General features: G+C 50.0%; 16 protein-coding genes. 12 read left to right on the forward strand and 4 right to left on the reverse strand.

All coding sequences use genetic code 11. The annotated features are described in order from the left end of the window. Positions 1-51 precede the first annotated feature (51 nt). From dgt to cdaR, 3 genes are all read left to right on the forward strand, one after another. Positions 52-1,566, forward strand: a complete 1,515-nt coding sequence (gene dgt / locus AB1E22_RS13400) for a dGTPase (RefSeq protein ID WP_367595747.1) — start codon at positions 52-54, stop codon at positions 1,564-1,566. A gap of 143 nt (positions 1,567-1,709) precedes the next feature. Beyond that, a complete protein-coding gene (degP, locus tag AB1E22_RS13405) occupies positions 1,710-3,158 on the forward strand; it encodes a serine endoprotease DegP (RefSeq protein WP_367595748.1) in 1,449 nt (482 codons plus the stop codon). Between the two features lie 167 nt (positions 3,159-3,325). Further along, positions 3,326-4,483: a DNA-binding transcriptional regulator CdaR gene (gene cdaR, locus AB1E22_RS13410; protein WP_367595750.1), complete on the forward strand. Its 1,158-nt coding sequence runs from the start codon at positions 3,326-3,328 to the stop codon at positions 4,481-4,483. Between the two features lie 62 nt (positions 4,484-4,545). Here cdaR and AB1E22_RS13415 read toward each other — a convergent pair whose 3' ends face one another. The 4 genes from AB1E22_RS13415 to map all read right to left on the reverse strand — a co-directional run bounded on the left by AB1E22_RS13415 (position 4,546) and on the right by map (position 9,438). Continuing rightward, entirely contained in the window at positions 4,546-4,935 is a 390-nt protein-coding gene (locus AB1E22_RS13415) for a DUF3461 family protein (RefSeq protein WP_120063826.1), read from the reverse strand. 109 nt (positions 4,936-5,044) lie between these two features. Next, positions 5,045-5,869: a 2,3,4,5-tetrahydropyridine-2,6-dicarboxylate N-succinyltransferase gene (gene dapD / locus AB1E22_RS13420; protein WP_367595751.1), complete on the reverse strand. Its 825-nt coding sequence runs from the start codon at positions 5,867-5,869 to the stop codon at positions 5,045-5,047. Positions 5,870-5,906: 37 nt separating this feature from the next. Then, on the reverse strand, positions 5,907-8,579 hold the full coding sequence (glnD, locus tag AB1E22_RS13425) for a bifunctional uridylyltransferase/uridylyl-removing protein GlnD (protein ID WP_367595752.1): 2,673 nt from the start codon (positions 8,577-8,579) through the stop codon (positions 5,907-5,909). A gap of 64 nt (positions 8,580-8,643) precedes the next feature. Further along, the gene (gene map / locus AB1E22_RS13430; RefSeq protein ID WP_367595753.1) at positions 8,644-9,438 is read right to left on the reverse strand and encodes a type I methionyl aminopeptidase; all 795 of its coding nucleotides are present in this window, start codon (positions 9,436-9,438) and stop codon (positions 8,644-8,646) included. A 310-nt stretch (positions 9,439-9,748) separates the two neighbouring features. Between map and rpsB the strand changes: the two genes are divergently transcribed. From rpsB to bamA, 9 genes are all read left to right on the forward strand, one after another. Then, complete coding sequence (gene rpsB / locus AB1E22_RS13435; protein WP_367595754.1) at positions 9,749-10,474, forward strand: 30S ribosomal protein S2; 726 nt, start codon at positions 9,749-9,751, stop codon at positions 10,472-10,474. Between the two features lie 158 nt (positions 10,475-10,632). Beyond that, complete coding sequence (gene tsf, locus AB1E22_RS13440; protein WP_367595755.1) at positions 10,633-11,484, forward strand: translation elongation factor Ts; 852 nt, start codon at positions 10,633-10,635, stop codon at positions 11,482-11,484. Between the two features lie 149 nt (positions 11,485-11,633). Then, a complete protein-coding gene (gene pyrH / locus AB1E22_RS13445) occupies positions 11,634-12,359 on the forward strand; it encodes a UMP kinase (RefSeq protein WP_367595756.1) in 726 nt (241 codons plus the stop codon). 172 nt (positions 12,360-12,531) lie between these two features. Beyond that, positions 12,532-13,089 carry a ribosome recycling factor gene (frr, locus tag AB1E22_RS13450; protein WP_367595757.1) on the forward strand — a complete coding sequence of 186 codons (558 nt, stop codon included), beginning with the start codon at positions 12,532-12,534 and terminating at the stop codon, positions 13,087-13,089. A gap of 186 nt (positions 13,090-13,275) precedes the next feature. Further along, entirely contained in the window at positions 13,276-14,475 is a 1,200-nt protein-coding gene (ispC, locus tag AB1E22_RS13455; RefSeq protein WP_367595758.1) for a 1-deoxy-D-xylulose-5-phosphate reductoisomerase, read from the forward strand. A gap of 186 nt (positions 14,476-14,661) precedes the next feature. Further along, a complete protein-coding gene (gene ispU / locus AB1E22_RS13460) occupies positions 14,662-15,414 on the forward strand; it encodes a (2E,6E)-farnesyl-diphosphate-specific ditrans,polycis-undecaprenyl-diphosphate synthase (RefSeq protein ID WP_367595759.1) in 753 nt (250 codons plus the stop codon). Positions 15,415-15,432: 18 nt separating this feature from the next. Further along, positions 15,433-16,290, forward strand: a complete 858-nt coding sequence (gene cdsA, locus AB1E22_RS13465) for a phosphatidate cytidylyltransferase (protein WP_367595760.1) — start codon at positions 15,433-15,435, stop codon at positions 16,288-16,290. Between the two features lie 11 nt (positions 16,291-16,301). Beyond that, positions 16,302-17,654 carry a sigma E protease regulator RseP gene (rseP, locus tag AB1E22_RS13470; RefSeq protein ID WP_367595761.1) on the forward strand — a complete coding sequence of 451 codons (1,353 nt, stop codon included), beginning with the start codon at positions 16,302-16,304 and terminating at the stop codon, positions 17,652-17,654. Positions 17,655-17,687: 33 nt separating this feature from the next. After that, positions 17,688-20,099, forward strand: coding sequence for an outer membrane protein assembly factor BamA (gene bamA, locus AB1E22_RS13475; protein WP_367595762.1), 2,412 nt, complete (start codon positions 17,688-17,690; stop codon positions 20,097-20,099). Positions 20,100-20,154: the final 55 nt, after the last annotated feature.

Below are 20,154 nucleotides of genomic sequence, written 5' to 3' on the forward strand. Positions count from 1 at the left end.
TCTTGAAGTAGCTTGGGTATGAGTTTAAGAAAAAACGGCGAAGGAGAGGGCATGAGTGAGATAGATTTCCGTAAAAAAATTAACTGGCACCGCCGTTTCCGTTCGCCCGAAGGCCAGAAGAACGAGCATGAGATCCTGCGCATATTTGAAAGCGATCGTGGGCGAATTGTTAACTCTCCGGCAATCCGGCGTTTGCAGCAAAAAACTCAGGTCTTTCCGTTAGAGCGCAACGCCTCGGTTCGTACTCGTTTGACGCATTCGATGGAAGTTCAGCAAGTTGGGCGCTATATCGCAAAAGAGGTGTTGAGCCGCCTGAAGGAGCAGCAAGATCTCGAGCGTTATGGATTGCATGAACTGACGGGCCCGTTTGAAAGCATCGTCGAAATGGCGTGTCTGATGCACGACATCGGTAATCCGCCGTTCGGTCATTTTGGTGAATCCGCGATTAATGACTGGTTCCGCCAACGCCTGTTTCCCGGCGATGCCGGAAGCCAGCCGCGCAGCGACGATCGTTGCAAAGTCACGGCGTTACGTCTGAATGAAGGTGAGGATCACCTCAACGGTTTGCGGCGAAAAGTGCGCCAGGATCTCTGCCATTTTGAAGGCAACGCGCAGGGGATCCGCCTGGTGCACAGCTTGTTACGCATGAATCTGACCTGGGCGCAGGTCGGCTGCATTCTGAAATATACCCGCCCCGCCTGGTTTGTTGGTGAACCGCCAAAAAGTCATGCTTATCTGATGAAGAAGCCCGGTTTCTATCTTTCTGAAGAGACTTATATCGAGCGTTTACGCGTGGAGCTTGAACTGGGCGAGTACAGCCGCTTCCCGCTAACGTGGATTATGGAAGCCGCGGACGACATCTCTTACTGTGTAGCCGATCTGGAAGATGCCGTTGAAAAACGTATTTTCAGCGTCGAGCAGCTTTATCAGCACTTATGCGATGCCTGGGGCGAGCGTCGCGAAGGCGATCTGTTTGAACGAGTGGTTAACGAGGCGTGGGAGAAATCCCGATCCAATCAAATGCGCCGCAGTACAGAAGATCAGTTCTTTATGTACTTGCGAGTCAATACGTTAAACCAGTTGGTGCCGTACGCCGCACAGCGTTTCATCGACAATCTCGATGAGATATTCAGCGGTGAGTTTAATCATGCGCTGCTTGAAGATGACAGCCATTTTGCTCGCCTGCTCGAACTGTACAAACTTGTTGCCTTTAAGCATGTCTTTAGTCACCCGGATGTTGAGCAACTTGAGTTACAAGGTTATCGCGTAATCAGTGGCTTACTTGATATTTACAGTCCCTTACTCAATATATCAGGTGAGGATTTTGCTGAACTGGTGGAGAAAGAAAGTTTACGCCGTCTGCCCATCGAGACGCGTTTATTCCACAAACTGTCGACAAAACATAGGCTTGCTTATATTGAGGCAGTGAATGATTTAACGCCGTCAGCCAGTGATTTTCCGGTGTGGGAATATTATTACCGATGCCGCCTGATTCAGGATTATATCAGTGGAATGACGGACTTATTCGCCTGGGACGAGTATCGCCGCCTGATGGCCGTGGAATGATTGAGTCGTTGAGTTTTGTAAAGACGGACAATAAATTTTTACTTTTTCCAGTGACTTAACGGCGGAACTTAGCGCCTCAATTGTCACTCTATATTGGCCTACACAGCAATTTTGCGTGACTTATTAACTTGAGACTGAAATCGATGAAAAAAACAACTTTAGCAATGAGCGCGCTGGCTCTGAGTCTGGGTTTGGCGCTGAGCCCGGTATCTGCAATTGCTGCAGAGACTGCTTCTTCCGCACCTGCATCAGCGGCGCAACCGCTGCCAAGCCTTGCGCCGATGCTGGAAAAAGTAATGCCTTCCGTGGTGAGTATTAACGTTGAGGGCAGCACTACCGTCAATACACCGCGTATGGGGCGTAATTTCCAACAATTCTTTGGTGATAATTCACCGTTCTGCCAGGAAGGTTCTCCGTTCCAAAGCTCCCCGTTCTGCCAGGGCGGCGCGGCAGATGATGGCTCCCAGGGCGGCGGCCAGCAGCAGAAGTTTGCGGCTCTTGGTTCCGGCGTTATTATTGATGCAGCAAAAGGCTATGTGGTGACCAACAACCACGTGGTTGATAACGCAACAAAAATTCAGGTTTCATTAAGCGATGGCCGTAAGTTTGATGCCAAAGTGGTGGGGAAAGATCCTCGCTCTGATATCGCACTACTGCAGTTACAGGATCCGAAAAACCTGACCGCCATTAAAATGGCTGATTCCGATGCCCTGCGTGTGGGTGACTACACCGTGGCAATCGGTAACCCATATGGCCTGGGTGAAACCGTGACCTCCGGTATTGTTTCGGCGCTGGGCCGTAGTGGGTTGAACATCGAAAACTATGAAAACTTTATCCAGACCGATGCGGCGATCAACCGCGGTAATTCGGGTGGTGCATTGGTTAACCTGAACGGCGAGCTGATCGGGATTAACACCGCCATTCTCGCACCGGACGGCGGCAACATCGGTATCGGTTTTGCTATTCCAAGCAATATGGTGAAAAACCTGACGGCGCAAATGGTGCAGTACGGCCAGGTTAAACGCGGTGAACTGGGAATCATGGGTACCGAGCTGAATTCTGAGCTGGCGAAAGCCATGAAAGTTGACGCGCAGCGTGGGGCGTTTGTCAGCCAGGTTATGCCGAACTCCTCTGCGGCTAAAGCCGGTGTGAAAGCGGGTGACGTTGTGGTTTCCATGAACGGGAAGCCAATTAGCAGCTTTGCCGCACTGCGTGCTGAAGTCGGTTCAATGCCGGTTGGCAGCAAACTGACTCTCGGCCTGCTGCGCGACGGTAAACCTGTTTCAGTGAACCTGGAGCTACAACAAAGCAGCCAGACTCAGGTTGACTCCGCAACTATCTTTACCGGTATTGAAGGGGCTGAAATGAGCAACCGCAGCGGTAAAGATGAGAAGGGCGTGATTGTTAACGCCGTGAAAGGTAATACCCCAGCGGCGCGTATTGGCCTGAAAAAAGGTGACATCATTATTGGTGTGAACCAACAGCCGGTGAACAACATTGCTGAATTACGTAAAATTCTCGACACCAAGCCGACAGTAATGGCGCTGAACATTCAGCGCGGCGACACCACTATCTACTTGCTGATGCAGTAATCATCACTGAGTAAATTGCAAAATGATCAGGGCCGCTATTTGCGGCCCTTTTTTTGTGAGCCTTTCCACAACTCCATATTCTTCATCTGTGCTTTGTGCATTCGCCCAATGCTGAGGGGCATCATCTCGCCTATGCTAGTCCATTAGCACGATTCAGGAGGGAGCACATGGCTGGCTGGCATCTTGATACCAAAATGGCGCAGGATATTGTGGCCCGTACCATGACTATTATCGATACTAATATCAACGTCATGGATGCGCGTGGGCGGATTATTGGTAGTGGCGATAAAGAGCGTATTGGTGAATTGCACGAAGGTGCGTTGCTGGTGCTCTCTCAGGGACGGGTTGTTGATATTGATGATGCGGTTGCGCGTCATCTTCACGGTGTGCGCCAGGGGATTAACCTGCCGTTACGCATCGAAGGTGAAATCGTCGGTGTTATTGGTTTAACGGGTGAACCCGGATCGCTGCGCAAATACGGTGAGCTGGTCTGTATGACCGCTGAGATGATGCTTGAGCAATCGCGTCTGATGCATTTGCTTGCCCAGGATACCCGCCTGCGCGAAGAATTAGTGATGAACCTGATTCAGGCGGAGGAACACACGCCAGCGTTGAGTGAGTGGGCGCAGCGTTTGGGCATCGATTTAAACCAGCCGCGTGTTGTTGCGGTGGTGGAAGTGGATAGCGGCCAGCTTGGCGTTGACAGCGCGATGGAAGAGTTGCAGCAGCTACAAACTGCGCTGACGACGCCGGAGCGTAATAACCTGATTGCCATCGTTTCGTTAACCGAAATGGTGGTGCTTAAACCGGCACTTAATCAGTTTGGCCGCTGGGATGCAGAAGATCATCGCAAACGTGTGGAACAACTGATTAGCCGTATGAAAGAAAACGGCCAGTTGCGCTTTCGCGTGGCGCTTGGCAACTATTTTACCGGCCCCGGTAGTATTGCGCGTTCCTATCGAACGGCTCGCACAACTATGATGGTTGGTAAGCAGCGCATGCCGGAAAGCCGTGGCTATTTTTACCAGGATTTGATGCTGCCGGTGCTGCTGGATAGTTTGCGTGGGGGCTGGCAGGCGAATGAACTGGCTCGCCCGTTAGCGCGGCTGAAAGCAATGGATAACAATGGGCTGTTACGCCGAACGCTTAGCGCCTGGTTCCGTCATAACGTGCAACCGCTGGCAACGTCCAAAGCGTTGTTTATTCATCGCAACACGCTTGAATACCGGCTTAACAGGATTTCGGAGCTGACAGGATTGGATCTGGGGAATTTTGACGATCGATTGCTGTTGTATGTGGCTTTGCAACTGGACGAGCAGAGATAAAAGAAGGCGGATGTCGCTTGCGCTTATCCGCCCTACGTTGTATCCGCCATCCGCCGGGAAACTTATTTATTGCGGGTAAGCTTTTCCAGATCGGATTCGATCTCGGCAATTTTGTTTGTTACTACAGATTCCAGATGACGCAGATCGTCGAGGATTTTGCGTTTCAGATCGACTTCAGTGCGATCGCGCTGGCAGAGCTGATCTAATTCATCAATTACGTAGCGCAGGTTAGGGCTGATTTCCTGCACTTCTTTGTAACCCTGACCGACGCCATCGGCAACGACAGTTTTGCGCTGGCGTGGGTATTTAAACTTCACGCTTTTAGCAAAAAACTCGCCCTTATCCTTCTGGAAATAGATTTTCAGGATATCGTTGTTGGCTTCCTGCCGGAGGCTGTAACGATCGATTTCATCAGGATTGGTAATACCCAGACTTTTCAAGTTATCGTACATAGTGTTACCTTTTGCGATATCATTAACCTATAGATAATTAACGGAAAAATCCTTTTCCGCTAGCCCTAAATGCTAAAAAGGCGGGTTAACCCGCCTTTTACACATTTTATTAGTCGATAGTGCGAAGCAGCTCGTTGATGCCCACTTTGCCACGCGTTTTCGCGTCGACTTTTTTAACGATAACGGCGCAGTACAGGCTGTATTTACCGTCTTTCGATGGCAGGTTGCCGGAAACGACAACGGAGCCTGCTGGAACGCGGCCATAGTGAACTTCGCCGGTTTCACGGTCATAAATACGTGTGCTTTGGCCGATGTAAACGCCCATGGAAATCACAGAGCCTTCTTCAACAATAACGCCTTCCACAACTTCTGAACGCGCACCGATGAAGCAATTATCTTCGATGATAGTTGGGTTAGCCTGTAATGGCTCCAGAACACCACCGATACCTACGCCGCCGGACAGGTGAACGTTTTTACCAATCTGCGCGCATGAACCCACGGTCGCCCAGGTATCAACCATGGTACCTTCATCAACGTAGGCACCGATGTTGACATAAGAAGGCATCAGAACGGTGTTACGTGCGATGAATGCACCCTGGCGTACTGCCGCCGGTGGTACCACGCGGAAACCTTCTTTCTGGAAACGCGCTTCATCGTAGTTAGCGAATTTCATCGGTACTTTATCGAAGTAGCGGCTTTCTGCGCCATCAATAACTTGGTTGTCATTGATACGGAAAGAGAGCAGAACGGCTTTTTTCAGCCACTGGTGAGTAACCCACTGACCATCAATTTTTTCAGCAACGCGCAGCGCACCGCTGTCGAGCAGGGCGATAACCTGATTTACCGCTTCACGGGTCACGGTATCTGCATTTGCCGGAGTGATTTCGGCGCGGCGCTCGAAAGCGGTTTCAATGACGTTTTGTAGCTGCTGCATTATAAAGCTTCCTGATTGTGACGAATTTAACAGACTGTTATTTATCGTTTGGATTAAGGGCCGCTGTCAACCGTTGCTGTACTTCCTGTTGCAACTCATCATTAAGAGCACGCCGGTCGGCGGTGGCGATTATAAATAAATCTTCTACTCGCTCACCAATTGTCGTAATTCTTGCGCCATAAAGCGAGATCCCAAGGTCAGCAAACACTTCACCTACGCGCGCCAGTAAGCCCGGCTGATCTAACGCAATCAGCTCCAGGAAGGTGCGCCTGTCGGTATGCGTCGGCAGGAAATTCACTTCGGTATCGACGGTAAAGTGGCGCAGCTTGGCTGACTGACGGCGCGGCTGAGGCGGCTGCCAGCTAGCCTGAGTGATAGCTTGCTCGAGGCTGTGGCGAATTAATTCATGGCGGTCGGCAGAAAGCGGGCTGCCGTCCGGCTCAAGCACAATAAAGGTGTCCATGGCCATGCCGTCACGCGTGGTAAAGATTTGCGCGTCGTGTACGCTCAGATTACGCCGATCCAATTCGGCGCAAACGGCGGCGAACAGATGTGGGCGGTCCGGGCTCCAGATGAAGATTTCTGTTCCCCCACGCGTTGCCTGTGGGCTGAGCAAAATCATCGGTTTGCTGAGATCGTGTTTGAGCAGATGACGCGCATGCCAGGCGATTTGGTTCGGCGTATGGCGAACAAAATAATTTGCCCGGCAACGACGCCAAATATTGTGCAACGCTTCTTCATTAATGTTATCCATGCGCAGTAGCGCCAGCGCCTGGAGTTGATGGTGACGCACACGTTCACGCATATCCGGGCTGTTTTGCATCCCGCGGCGTAACTGCTTTTCAGTGGCGAAGTAAAGTTCGCGCAGCAGGCTCTGTTTCCAGCTATTCCACAAGGTTTCATTGGTTGCGCAAATATCAGCTACCGTCAGGCAAACCAGATAGCGCAGACGGTTTTCAGTCTGCACTTCTTCGGCAAACTGCTTAATGACTTCTGGGTCCTGAATATCGCGGCGCTGCGCGGTAACGGACATCAGTAAATGCTGGCGCACCAGCCAGGCGACAAGCTGCGCTTCGCGTGAATTTAGCCCATGCAGTTCGGCAAACTTTAAAACGTCCTGCTCGCCGAGCACGGAGTGGTCGCCACCGCGCCCTTTGGCGATGTCATGGAATAAGGCGGCAATCAGAATCAGTTCCGGGTGAGATAAACGCGGCCAAAGATCGACACATAAAGGGTGTTTCGGACGAGTCTCTTCTTTCGAGAAGCTTTCCAGTTTTTGCAGCACACGAATGGTGTGCTCATCGACGGTATAGGCATGGAAAAGGTCAAACTGCATCTGGCCGACGATGTGCGACCACTGCGGCATATATGCCCATAACACGCTATGGCGGTGCATGGGAACTAATGCACGGCTCACCGCACCTGGGTGGCGCAAGATAACCAGAAACAGTTCGCGTGCTTCGGGAATGTAGCAGAGCGGTTGTGCAAGGTGGCGACGTGCATGGCGCAAATGGCGCAGAGTGGTGGAGTAAATCCCGGTAATATCCCGGTTACGCACCATCATATAAAACATACGCAAAATAGCCTGCGGCTCGCGCATGAACAGCGTCTCGTCGCGCAGATCAATTAGCGTACCGCGCAGTTGGAAATCATCGTCCAGTGGGCGGGGTTTTTCACTGGCATCCAGTGCCAGAATCGCTTCGTCAAAAAGCTGCAAGAGCATCTGGTTAAGCTCACCGACGCGGCGTGTCACACGATAGAAATCTTTCATCATGTGCTCAACCGGCTGATTGCCTTCACCGCTGTAATTCAGGCGCTGGGCGACGCTAAGCTGTCTGTCGAATAATAAACGGTTGTCGTAGCGATTCACTTCCAGGTGCAGCGCGAAGCGAATGCGCCACAGCAGGTGCTGGCACTCATCGAGTTCATTTCTTTCAGCTTCGGTTAAAAAGCCAAAGCCGACCATTTCGCTCATTGACGTCGCGCCAAAGTGGCGGCGCGCGACCCACTGCAAAGTATGGATATCACGTAAGCCGCCGGGGCTGCTTTTAATATCCGGTTCGAGATTATAACTGGTACCGTGGTAGCGTTGATGACGCTCATTTTGCTCATCAATTTTCGCGGCAAAGAATTTGGCCGAAGGCCAGAATCCCTCGCTAAAAATGTGTTTTTGCAGCTCAAGGAACAGGGCGACATCACCGATCAGTAAGCGCGATTCAATCAGGTTGGTGGCGACCGTTAAATCTGACAGGCCTTCAAGCAGGCACTCTTCAAGCGTACGCACGCTGTGACCGACTTCCAGTTTCACGTCCCACAGCAGCGTGAGCAGTTCACCGATCTTCTGCGCCTGCGGCTCGGTCAGACGTTTACGGCTCAGAACCAGTAAATCGATATCGGAAAGAGGGTGAAGTTCACCGCGGCCATAGCCGCCTACCGCAACCAGCGCAGTTTCGGCGACATCACCAAAGCCGTAGTTAAGCCACAGCCGATGGAGCAATTGGTCGATGAATTCGGTACGCGCGTCAATTAACTGTTCGGCAGATACACCGTTATCGAAAGCGGTACCGAGCCATTGTTGGAAGAGATCGATACGGGTTTTTATCTGGCTGCAATTCAGCTCTGAATCTGACCAACTGACGGGGTATTCAGGTTGCCCGGAAATCTCAGGAAGCACCGTGTTTGCGTACTGCTCGGGTAAACTCTGGGTCATGTTCCGCCATCCATAAAAAAAGCCGGCATTTGCCGGCTTTGATTTCTGACTTTCGCCAGGGGAATCACTCGTTATGCGAAATCACATTCGGGATGGTGTCATCTTTACGCAATGTGAGAATTTCGCAGCCGTTTTCTGTCACCACAATAGTATGCTCGTATTGAGCAGACAAGCTGCGATCTTTGGTTTTCACCGTCCAGCCGTCTTTCATGGTACGAATGCGGTAATCGCCGGAGTTTACCATTGGCTCAATGGTGAACGTCATGCCTGGTTGTAACACCACGCCGCCGTCGTCTGCGTCATAGTGCAGAACTTGTGGTTCTTCGTGGAAGACACGGCCAATACCGTGGCCGCAGTATTCGCGCACTACAGAAAAACCTTCTGCTTCAACGAACTTCTGAATGGCCGCACCCAGAGTACGCAGGCGGATGCCCGGTTTGACCATGCGCAGGGACAAATAGAGGCTTTCTTGAGTCACGCGGCACAGGCGCTCACCCAGAATCGTCGGTTTGCCCACGATAAACATTTTTGAGGTGTCGCCGTGATATTCGTCTTTGATGACGGTAACGTCGATGTTGACGATGTCGCCATCTTTCAGAATTTTAGTGTCGTCCGGAATACCATGACAGACCACTTCGTTAATAGAGATACACACGGATTTTGGGAAGCCGTGGTAGCCCAGGCATGCGGAAATGGCCTGCTGCTGGTTAACGATGTAATCGTTACAAATACGATCCAGTTCGCCAGTGCTGACGCCTGGTTGTACGTGTGGTTCAATCATTTCCAGCACTTCAGCGGCAAGTTTGCCCGCGACGCGCATTTTTTCGATTTCTTCGGGTGTTTTAATTGATATAGCCATTAATTCTGTCCGCAGGTGTCGTCATTTTCGACAATAATTGAGCAGGTGTAAGGCAATGTTATCAGGCTCTCCTGGCGGTGCCAAATTGAGAACCCTTATGCGTACTCTCTGCTAACAACTATTGGAGTCCGGGTCTGTTTTATGGTATAAAGCGCGCCGGACTTGTATTCCGATTTTTCGGATACAGCCAACACTCTCACTTTGTGTAAATAACACACACGTATCGGCACATATTCCGGGGTGCTCTTCGGAGTCGGTAATATGGGATACGTGGAGGCTTAACCCCAATCACTTTATAGAGGTTTTAAACATGGCAACTGTTTCCATGCGCGACATGCTCAAGGCTGGTGTTCACTTCGGTCACCAAACCCGTTACTGGAACCCGAAAATGAAGCCTTTCATCTTCGGCGCACGTAACAAAGTTCACATCATCAACCTTGAAAAAACTGTACCTATGTTCAACGAAGCTCTGGCTGAACTGAACAAGATCTCTTCTCGTAAAGGCAAAATCCTTTTCGTTGGTACTAAGCGTGCTGCAAGCGAACCAGTAAAAGAAGCTGCTCTGAGCTGCGATCAGTTCTTCGTGAACCATCGCTGGTTGGGCGGTATGCTGACTAACTGGAAAACTGTTCGTCAGTCCATCAAACGTCTGAAAGATCTGGAAATCCAGTCCCAAGACGGTACCTTCGACAAACTGACCAAGAAAGAAGCACTGATGCGTACCCGTGAGCTGGAGAAGTTAGAAAACAGCCTGGGCGGTATCAAGGATATGGGCGGTCTGCCGGATGCTCTGTTTGTAATCGACGCCGATCACGAACACATTGCAATCAAAGAAGCGAACAACCTGGGTATCCCAGTATTCTCTATCGTTGATACTAACTCCGATCCAGATGGCGTTGATTTCGTTATCCCTGGTAACGACGATGCAATCCGTGCTGTAACCCTGTACCTGGGTGCTGTAGCTGCTACCGTTCGCGAAGGCCGTTCTCAGGATCTGGCTTCTCAGGCAGAAGAAAGCTTCGTAGAAGCTGAATAATAAGGTTCGCTCTTATTTGAGCCCTTATTAACCAGGTATTGAACAAAATAGTTTGGTTAGGGGGCCTGTCTCAGGCCCCCTTTTTATTTTGAGCCAGGGTTCGTCTGTTCCGTGGACCAGGGCTTATCTCTCTCTACGAGATAACCGAGGATTTTAGAATGGCTGATATTACTGCTGCTCTGGTAAAAGAACTGCGTGAACGTACTGGCGCAGGCATGATGGATTGCAAAAAAGCACTGACTGAAGCTAATGGCGACATCGAGCTGGCAATCGAAAACATGCGTAAGTCTGGTGCGATCAAAGCAGCTAAGAAAGCAGGCAACGTAGCTGCTGACGGCGTGATCAAAACTAAGATTGCAGACGGCTATGCTGTCATTCTGGAAGTTAACTGCCAGACTGACTTCGTTGCTAAAGATGGTGGTTTCCAGGCATTTGCTGACAAAGTGCTGGAAGCTGCAACTGCAGGCAAAGTTACTGACATCGAAGTGCTGAAAGCACAGTTCGAAGAAGAGCGTGTTGCGCTGGTTGCTAAAATCGGTGAGAACATCAACATCCGTCGTGTTTCTATCCTGGAAGGTGATGTTCTGGGTAGCTACCTGCACGGTGCACGTATCGGTGTTGTTGTTGCAGCTAAAGGCGCTGATGAAGAGCTGGTTAAGCAAATCGCTATGCACATTGCTGCAAGCAAACCAGAGTTCGTTAAGCCAGAAGACGTGTCTGCTGAAGTTGTTGAGAAAGAGTACCAGGTTCAACTGGACATCGCGATGCAATCTGGCAAGCCGAAAGAAATCGCAGAGAAAATGGTTGAAGGCCGCATGAAGAAATTCACCGGCGAAGTTTCTCTGACTGGTCAGCCTTTCGTAATCGACCCAAGCAAAACCGTTGGTCAACTGCTGAAAGAGCACAATGCTGACGTAACTGGCTTCATCCGCTTTGAAGTGGGCGAAGGCATCCAGAAAGTTGAGACTGACTTCGCAGCAGAAGTTGCTGCAATGTCCAAGCAGTCTTAATTTTCTTATCAGAGCCGCCAATTAGGCGGCTCTGATATATCTGGCTTTAAAAATCAGCCTGCTCTGATACAGATCTTGCTGATATGCGACACTATGTCGCCTGAATTAACCATCCCCATTCGTTGACTGCTCCCAGGAAAGAATCAATCATGGCTACCAATGCAAAACCTGTCTACAAACGCATTCTGCTCAAGCTAAGCGGCGAAGCGCTGCAAGGTACCGAAGGCTTCGGTATTGATGCAAGCATCCTTGATCGTATGGCTCAGGAAATTAAAGAGCTGGTTGAATTGGGTATTCAGGTCGGGGTGGTGATTGGTGGTGGCAACTTATTCCGCGGTGCTGGCCTTGCGAAAGCAGGCATGAATCGTGTAGTGGGCGACCACATGGGCATGCTGGCAACCGTAATGAATGGCCTGGCCATGCGTGATGCTCTTCACCGCGCCTATGTGAACGCTCGTCTGATGTCCGCTATTCCATTGAATGGCGTATGCGATAACTACAGCTGGGCAGAAGCTATCAGCTTGCTGCGAAATAACCGCGTTGTTATCCTGGCTGCCGGTACAGGTAACCCATTCTTTACAACCGATTCTGCTGCGTGTTTGCGTGGTATTGAAATCGAAGCCGACGTAGTATTAAAAGCCACGAAAGTAGATGGCGTGTTTACTGCCGATCCGGTGAAAGATCCTACTGCAACTCTGTACGAACAGCTGACTTATACCGAAGTATTAGATAAAGAACTGAAAGTGATGGATCTGGCGGCATTTACCCTTGCCCGCGATCACAAATTACCTATTCGTGTTTTCAACATGAATAAACCAGGTGCGCTTCGCCGTGTAGTTATGGGCGAAAACGAAGGCACTTTGATCACTGAATAATTTCAGTCGATGCTGAATCAGGGTAAGATTCGGTTTCACCTACTCTGATTAATTTGAGTAACAGGCGACCCGGCCGGGCGCCATGAATAAACAGGGCTATACTTAGCTCGCAGCGTCTGCATCGCGGCGTGAAGTGTGGTCTGCCCTAAACCAGTTTTCAAGGATTCGTAACGTGATTAGCGATATCAGAAAAGATGCCGAAGTGCGTATGGAAAAATGCGTAGAAGCATTCAAAAACCAAATTAGTAAAATCCGTACTGGCCGTGCTTCTCCGTCCCTGCTGGACGGGATCATTGTAGAATATTACGGAACCCCAACTCCGCTGCGTCAACTGGCAAGCGTAACCGTTGAAGACTCACGCACTCTGAAAATCAACGTGTTTGACCGCTCTTTGAGCCAGGCCGTTGAGAAAGCGATCATGTCTTCTGACCTCGGTCTGAACCCAAGCTCTGCTGGTAGCGACATTCGTGTGCCACTTCCTGCGCTGACTGAAGAACGTCGTAAAGATCTTATCAAGATTGTGCGCGGCGAAGCTGAAGGCGCACGCGTTGCCGTTCGTAACGTTCGTCGTGATGCTAACGATAAAGTTAAAAATCTGCTGAAAGATAAAGAAATCAGTGAAGATGACGATCGTCGTTCCCAGGATGACGTTCAGAAAATGACTGATGCAGCGATCAAAAAAGTAGACGCAGCTCTGGCTGAGAAAGAAGCTGAGCTAATGCAGTTCTAATCCGTTGAGATGACGGATCAAACGCCGTATGCAGGCCGTGACTCACGTTGCGGTTATTGTTTACGGCGTTTTGTTTTTATACTCATCAAACGTTAAGTTGGGTATAGCGCATAAAAGTGTCGGCAATTTATCACTCTCATGGCCCACTTTTATCTGATTGTTAAAACTAAAATTCCAGAGCACCTCATGAAGCTACTAACCATTCTTGGCTCTACCGGATCTATCGGTACCAGTACCCTTAGCGTTGTTCGTCATAATCCTGATAAGTTTTCCGTCACGGCGCTGGTTGCCGGGAAAAATGTCGTGCGAATGGCTGAACAGTGCCTGGAGTTCAAGCCACGATGGGCTGTGATGGATGATGAAGCCTCTGCCGGTGAATTACGCCGTCTGCTAAAAGAGCAGGGCTGCGCAACCGAAGTTCTGGCAGGGCAGCAGGCCGCGTGTGAAATGGCTGCGCTGGATGACGTTAATCAGGTTATGGCTGCGATTGTTGGGGCTGCGGGTTTGCTGCCAACGCTTGCGGCCATTGCTGCTGGCAAGCAGGTGCTACTGGCGAACAAAGAATCGTTAGTGACTTGTGGACGTCTGTTTATGGATGCTGTGCAGCGAAGCCACGCTCAATTGTTGCCCATCGACAGCGAACACAACGCGATTTTTCAGAGTTTGCCGGAAACAATCCAACAAAACCTCGGGTACGCTGAACTTGAGAGTAATGGCGTTTCGTCAATTATTCTTACCGGATCAGGTGGCCCATTTCGAGAGACACCATTAGGTGAACTGGCAGCGATGACGCCGGATCAGGCCTGTAGCCATCCGAACTGGTCGATGGGACGTAAAATCTCTGTCGATTCAGCCACCATGATGAACAAAGGTCTCGAATATATTGAAGCTCGCTGGCTATTCAACGCTTCAGCTAAGCAAATGGAAGTCCTGATACATCCGCAGTCGGTTATCCACTCGATGGTTCGCTATCGTGATGGTAGCGTGCTGGCGCAGCTAGGCGCGCCTGATATGCGAACACCGATCGCACATGCCATGGCGTTCCCGGAGCGTGTTCAATCCGGAGTCGAGCCGCTAGATTTTTGTAAAATTGGCACTTTCACGTTTATGGAACCGGATTATCACCGCTATCCTTGTTTGAAACTTGCGATGGACGCATTTGAGCAAGGACAGGCCGCAACGACCGTGTTGAATGCAGCTAATGAAATCGTGGTTGAAGCATTCTTGCGTGAGCAATTGCGCTTTACAGAGATTGCCTCCCTGAATCGTGCGGTACTGGAAAGTGTTGATTTAACGGAACCTAAGAGCGTGGAAGATGTGCTTGTTGTGGATGCAAAAGCACGTGAGGTTGCCCGAAAACTGGTGACGCGCATCGCGTCCCGATGATTATTTATTCGGCCGATGTACCTCCATTTGTTAGCTCTGTGCTTCAGTGATATAGTCTGCGCCATCTTTTGGTCGGAAATAACTGACTGAAAGAGTGGTAAGCCGTGTTATAGCACGGCTTTTTTATGTAAAAGCTGAAATCATTCTGAGTACCGCTTAATCCTTATCTGGGAATAATTACGCGTTATGTTGTCTGTAAACGAACAATTAAGCGAATCACATTCTGACCATGGCGCTCGTCATGTTGCCATTATTATGGATGGCAACGGTCGTTGGGCTAAACGGCAAGGGAAGATGAGGGTTTCAGGACATAAAGCAGGAGCGAAATCGGTACGCCGTGCTGTAAGTTTTGCAGCCAATAACGGTATTGATGCGCTAACGCTTTATGCATTCAGTAGTGAAAACTGGAATCGTCCGGCTCAGGAAGTCAGTGCATTGATGGAGTTGTTTGTGTGGGCTTTAGACAGCGAAGTCAAAAGCTTGCATCGTCACAACGTCCGTTTGCGTATTATCGGTGATATCAGTCGATTCAATGCTCGCCTGCAAGAACGTATTCATAAAGCAGAAGCTTTAACCAGCACCAATACCGGTTTAACGCTCAACATTGCCGCGAATTATGGTGGCCGTTGGGATATTATTCAGGGAGTGCGGCATCTCGCCGAACAGGTGCAGGAAGGCTTATTGCGCCCAGACCAGATTGATGAAGAGTTGCTGAGCAAGCAAATCTGCATGAATGAACTGGCTCCCGTAGATTTGGTAATTAGGACAGGGGGAGAGCATCGTATCAGTAACTTTCTGATTTGGCAGATTGCCTACGCAGAACTTTATTTCACTGATGTTCTTTGGCCTGATTTCGATGAACAAGACTTTGAAGGTGCACTACATGCTTTTGCAAATCGAGAGCGTCGTTTTGGCGGCACGGCACCTGGTGGTGAGTAAACCTGTTGGGGGTCACTTTTGCTGAAGTATCGCCTGCTTTCTGCGTTTATTTTAATCCCGGTGGTGATAGCCGCGCTGTTTTGGCTTCCACCTGTAGGATTTGCTATTACGACCCTCGTGGTATGTATGTTAGCGGCCTGGGAATGGGGACAACTGGCTGGTTTTAAAGCACGTTCACAACGTGTCTGGCTTGCCGTACTGTGTGGATTGTTATTGGCGTTAATGCTTTATGCATTGCCCGAGTACCAGCGCACGGTGCATATTCCGCTGGTTGAGGCCTCGTTATGGGCATCGCTTGCATGGTGGTTTGCCGCGCTATTACTGGTGTTGTTCTATCCGGGCTCTGCAACCCTCTGGCGTAACTCTAAAACGCTGCGTCTGATATTTGGCGTATTGACGATTGTGCCGTTTTTCTGGGGCATGATTGCGCTGCGCAACTGGCACTATGATATCAACCATTACACGGGCTCAATCTGGCTTCTGTATGTGATGGTGCTTGTCTGGGGCGCGGACTCCGGTGCTTATATGTTTGGCAAAATGTTTGGTAAACATAAGCTCGCTCCGAAAGTATCCCCTGGTAAAACATGGCAGGGCTTCTTTGGTGGCTTGTTCACTTCTGCGATTATCTCCTTGCTGTTTGGCATGTGGGCGAATCTGGACGTCGCACCGGTTATCCTTTTGACTTGTTCGATTATTGCTGCCCTGGCGTCTGTTTTGGGTGATTTAACCGAAAGCATGTTTAAACGTGAAGCAGGGATTAAAGATAGCGGTCACCTGATCCCCGGTCATGGTGGTATCCTTGACCGCATTGATAGCCTCACAGCAGCAGTACCGGTATTTGCCTGTCTGTTATTGCTGGTATTCAGGACGATTTAACGGAAGGTTATATGCTGAGCTTACTCTGGAATTTGGCTGCATTTATCGTTGCACTGGGTATTTTAATTACCGTGCATGAGTTCGGCCATTTCTGGGTAGCTCGCCGCTGTGGTGTGAAGGTTGAGCGCTTTTCCATCGGTTTTGGTAAAGCGCTCTGGCGTCGTTCCGATCGCCACGGCACTGAATTTGTTATCGCTCTGATTCCGCTGGGCGGTTATGTCAAAATGCTTGATGAACGTGTTGAGCCGGTTAGCCCGGAACTGCGCCATCAAGCTTTTAATAACAAAACCGTTTCTCAACGCGCAGCAATTATCGCTGCCGGTCCGATTGCCAACTTTATCTTCGCTGTGTTTGCCTACTGGCTGGTATTTATTATCGGTGTCCCTGGTGTTCGTCCGGTTGTTGGTGAAGTAATGCCCAACTCGATAGCAGCCCAGGCACAAATTGTTCCAGGCATGGAACTTAAAGCGATAGATGGTATCGAAACGCCTGATTGGGAATCAGTTCAGCTTGCGCTGATGGCAAAAATTGGCGATGACAGCGTCAATATGACGATGGCGCCGCTGGGTTCTAATCTGCGCAGTGAAAAAACGCTCGATTTACGCCACTGGCAGTTTGAGCCAGAAAAGCAGAATCCGATTACATCATTGGGTATCGGGCCGCGCGGTCCGCAGATTGAAACGGTTTTACAAGAAGTGCAGCCAAACTCCGCAGCGAATAAAGCGGGTTTGCAAGCCGGTGACAGGATCGTTAAAGTCAACGGTGCGGCGCTGACTCAGTGGACAGAATTTGTTAGTCAGGTGCGTGACAATCCAGGTCACCCACTGAAGTTGGAAATAGAAAGGCAAGGGGCGCTCTTGTCTTTGACGCTGATACCGGATACAAAACCGGGTAACGCGAAGGCTGAAGGGTTTGCGGGTGTGGTTCCAAAGGTTATCCCGTTGCCTGATGAGTATAAAACAGTGCGCCAGTATGGGCCGTTTGCTGCCGTTGCAGAAGCCACGGATAAAACCTGGCAACTGATGAAGCTTACGGTCAACATGCTGGGAAAATTAATAACCGGCGACATCAAGCTGAATAACCTCAGTGGGCCAATCTCCATAGCTCAAGGAGCAGGTATGTCAGCGGACTCTGGGTTGATTTACTATCTGATGTTCCTGGCGCTGATTAGCGTCAATCTGGGGATTATCAACCTGTTTCCGTTACCCGTCCTGGACGGGGGGCATCTGCTCTTTTTGGCGATTGAAAAACTGAAAGGTGGGCCGGTTTCCGAGCGAGTTCAAGACTTTAGTTACCGCATTGGCTCTATATTGCTGGTGCTGTTGATGGGGCTTGCACTTTTCAATGATTTCTCTCGGTTTTAGAGAGAATTAGGTTAGGAAGAACGCATAACAACGATGGCGATGAAAAAGTTGCTCATAGCGTCGCTGCTGTTTAGCAGCGCCACCGTATACGGTGCAGACGGGTTCGTAGTGAAGGATATTCATTTCGAAGGCCTGCAGCGAGTCGCCGTCGGTGCGGCCCTCCTCAGCATGCCGGTTCGCGTAGGCGATACCGTCTCTGACGAGGATATCAGTAATACCATTCGTTCACTGTTTGCTACCGGGAACTTCGAAGATGTCCGGGTACTACGTGATGGCGAAACGTTGGTTGTTCAGGTAAAAGAACGCCCGACAATCGCGAGTATTACATTCTCTGGTAACAAGTCCGTGAAGGACGACATGCTGAAACAGAACCTTGAGGCTTCTGGTGTGCGTGTTGGTGAATCACTGGACCGTACAACTCTGGCCGATATTGAAAAAGGGCTGGAAGATTTCTACTACAGCGTTGGTAAGTATAGTGCCAGCGTGAAAGCCGTTGTTACGCCACTGCCGCGTAACCGTGTTGACCTGAAACTGGTATTCCAGGAAGGCGTTTCTGCCAAAATTCAGCAAATCAACATTGTTGGTAACCATGCGTTCACGACCGATGAACTCATCTCACATTTCCAACTGCGTGATGAAGTGCCATGGTGGAACGTCGTAGGCGATCGTAAATATCAGAAACAGAAGCTTGCTGGTGACCTCGAAACACTGCGTAGCTACTATCTGGATCGGGGTTATGCACGCTTTAACATCGATTCTACCCAGGTCAGTCTGACGCCTGATAAGAAAAGCATTTACGTTACTATCAACATCACCGAAGGCGATCAGTACAAGATTGCTGGGGTGACGGTGAACGGTAATCTGGCTGGGCATTCGGCAGAAATTGAAACGCTGACTAAACTCAAACCCGGCGAGCTTTATAACGGCACGAAAGTGACCAAGATGGAAGACGACATCAAAAAGTTGTTGGGTCGTTATGGTTACGCCTACCCACGTGTGCAAACGCAGCCTGAAATCAACGATGCAGACAAGACTGTAAAACTGCATGTGAACGTCGATTCTGGTAACCGTTACTACGTGCGTAAAATTCGTTTTGAAGGCAACGACACCAGTAAAGACTCCGTCCTGCGTCGCGAAATGCGTCAGATGGAAGGGGCATGGCTGGGAAGTGACCTGGTTGACTCAGGCAAAGAGCGTCTGAATCGTCTTGGTTACTTCGAAACGGTCGATGTTGATACGCAGCGTGTGTCAGGTAGCCCTGATCAGGTTGACGTCGTATACAAAGTGAAAGAGCGTAACACCGGTAGCTTCAACTTCGGTGTGGGTTACGGTACTGAAAGTGGGGTTAGCTTCCAGGTTGGTGTCCAGCAGGATAACTGGTTAGGAACGGGCTACTCAGTCGGTATTAGCGGTACGAAAAACGATTATCAGACTTATGCTGAATTGTCGTTAACCGACCCATACTTTACGGTTGATGGCGTGAGTCTCGGCGGCCGTGTCTTCTACAACGACTTTAAAGCTGACGATGCGGATCTGTCTGACTATACCAACACCAGTTATGGTGTTGACGGTACGCTCGGCTTCCCGGTCAACGAAAACAACACATTACGCCTGGGTTTAGGTTATGTGCACAACGACCTGTCCAATATGCAGCCGCAGGTTGCGATGTGGCGTTATCTGGACTCAGTCGGTCAATCGGCTGATAAAACGTCGGATAACAATGGTTTTGCTGCAGATGACTTCACGCTGAACTACGGTTGGACCTATAACAAACTTGACCGTGGTTACTTCCCAACCGATGGTTCTCGCGTCAACCTGAACGGTAAAGTTACTGTCCCAGGCTCTGATAACGAGTTCTATAAAGTGACGTTGGATACGGCGAGCTACTTCCCGATTAACGAAGATCATACCTGGGTTATGTTAGGTCGTACGCGTTGGGGCTATGGCGATGGTCTTGGCGGCAAAGAAATGCCGTTCTATGAGAACTTCTATGCCGGTGGTTCCAGCACTGTTCGTGGCTTCCAGTCCAATAACATTGGTCCGAAAGCGGTCTACATCGGTGGCCCAGGAAATGATAATTGTGACCAGGCTAACGGGTATTGCTCATCCGACGATGCAGTCGGTGGTAACGCTATGGCAGTGGCAAGTTTCGAACTTATCACGCCAACGCCATTCCTGAGCGAGAAGTATGCGAACTCGGTTCGTACCTCTCTGTTCGTGGATGCCGGTACCGTATGGGATACTAACTGGCAGAATACTCAGCAAATGAAAGATGCCGGTGTTCCTGATTACAGTGACCCAAGCAACATTCGTATGTCCGCAGGTTTAGCATTGCAATGGATGTCACCATTAGGGCCGTTGGTCTTCTCGTATGCACAGCCATTCAAGAAATACGACGGCGACAAAGCAGAGCAGTTCCAGTTTAACATTGGTAAAACCTGGTAATTGTTCTGCGCGAAGGAATGCGTAAAGCAGTGTAACGTTGACGCCAGTTCGCTAC

Origin of the sequence: Buttiauxella gaviniae (assembly GCF_040786275.1) — a bacterium.
In the GTDB taxonomy this organism is placed as follows: Bacteria; Pseudomonadota; Gammaproteobacteria; order Enterobacterales; family Enterobacteriaceae; genus Buttiauxella; species Buttiauxella gaviniae_A.

What these genes read in the sequence shown, in the direction of transcription:
- dgt (WP_367595747.1), top strand. Translation starts at nt 52, where the DNA reads ATGAGTGAGATAGATTTCCGTAAAAAAATTAACTGGCACCGCCGTTTC.
- degP (WP_367595748.1), top strand. Translation starts at nt 1,710, where the DNA reads ATGAAAAAAACAACTTTAGCAATGAGCGCGCTGGCTCTGAGTCTGGGT.
- cdaR (WP_367595750.1), top strand. Translation starts at nt 3,326, where the DNA reads ATGGCTGGCTGGCATCTTGATACCAAAATGGCGCAGGATATTGTGGCC.
- AB1E22_RS13415 (WP_120063826.1), bottom strand. Translation starts at nt 4,935, where the DNA reads ATGTACGATAACTTGAAAAGTCTGGGTATTACCAATCCTGATGAAATC.
- dapD (WP_367595751.1), bottom strand. Translation starts at nt 5,869, where the DNA reads ATGCAGCAGCTACAAAACGTCATTGAAACCGCTTTCGAGCGCCGCGCC.
- glnD (WP_367595752.1), bottom strand. Translation starts at nt 8,579, where the DNA reads ATGACCCAGAGTTTACCCGAGCAGTACGCAAACACGGTGCTTCCTGAG.
- map (WP_367595753.1), bottom strand. Translation starts at nt 9,438, where the DNA reads ATGGCTATATCAATTAAAACACCCGAAGAAATCGAAAAAATGCGCGTC.
- rpsB (WP_367595754.1), top strand. Translation starts at nt 9,749, where the DNA reads ATGGCAACTGTTTCCATGCGCGACATGCTCAAGGCTGGTGTTCACTTC.
- tsf (WP_367595755.1), top strand. Translation starts at nt 10,633, where the DNA reads ATGGCTGATATTACTGCTGCTCTGGTAAAAGAACTGCGTGAACGTACT.
- pyrH (WP_367595756.1), top strand. Translation starts at nt 11,634, where the DNA reads ATGGCTACCAATGCAAAACCTGTCTACAAACGCATTCTGCTCAAGCTA.
- ispC (WP_367595758.1), top strand. Translation starts at nt 13,276, where the DNA reads ATGAAGCTACTAACCATTCTTGGCTCTACCGGATCTATCGGTACCAGT.
- ispU (WP_367595759.1), top strand. Translation starts at nt 14,662, where the DNA reads ATGTTGTCTGTAAACGAACAATTAAGCGAATCACATTCTGACCATGGC.
- rseP (WP_367595761.1), top strand. Translation starts at nt 16,302, where the DNA reads ATGCTGAGCTTACTCTGGAATTTGGCTGCATTTATCGTTGCACTGGGT.
- bamA (WP_367595762.1), top strand. Translation starts at nt 17,688, where the DNA reads ATGGCGATGAAAAAGTTGCTCATAGCGTCGCTGCTGTTTAGCAGCGCC.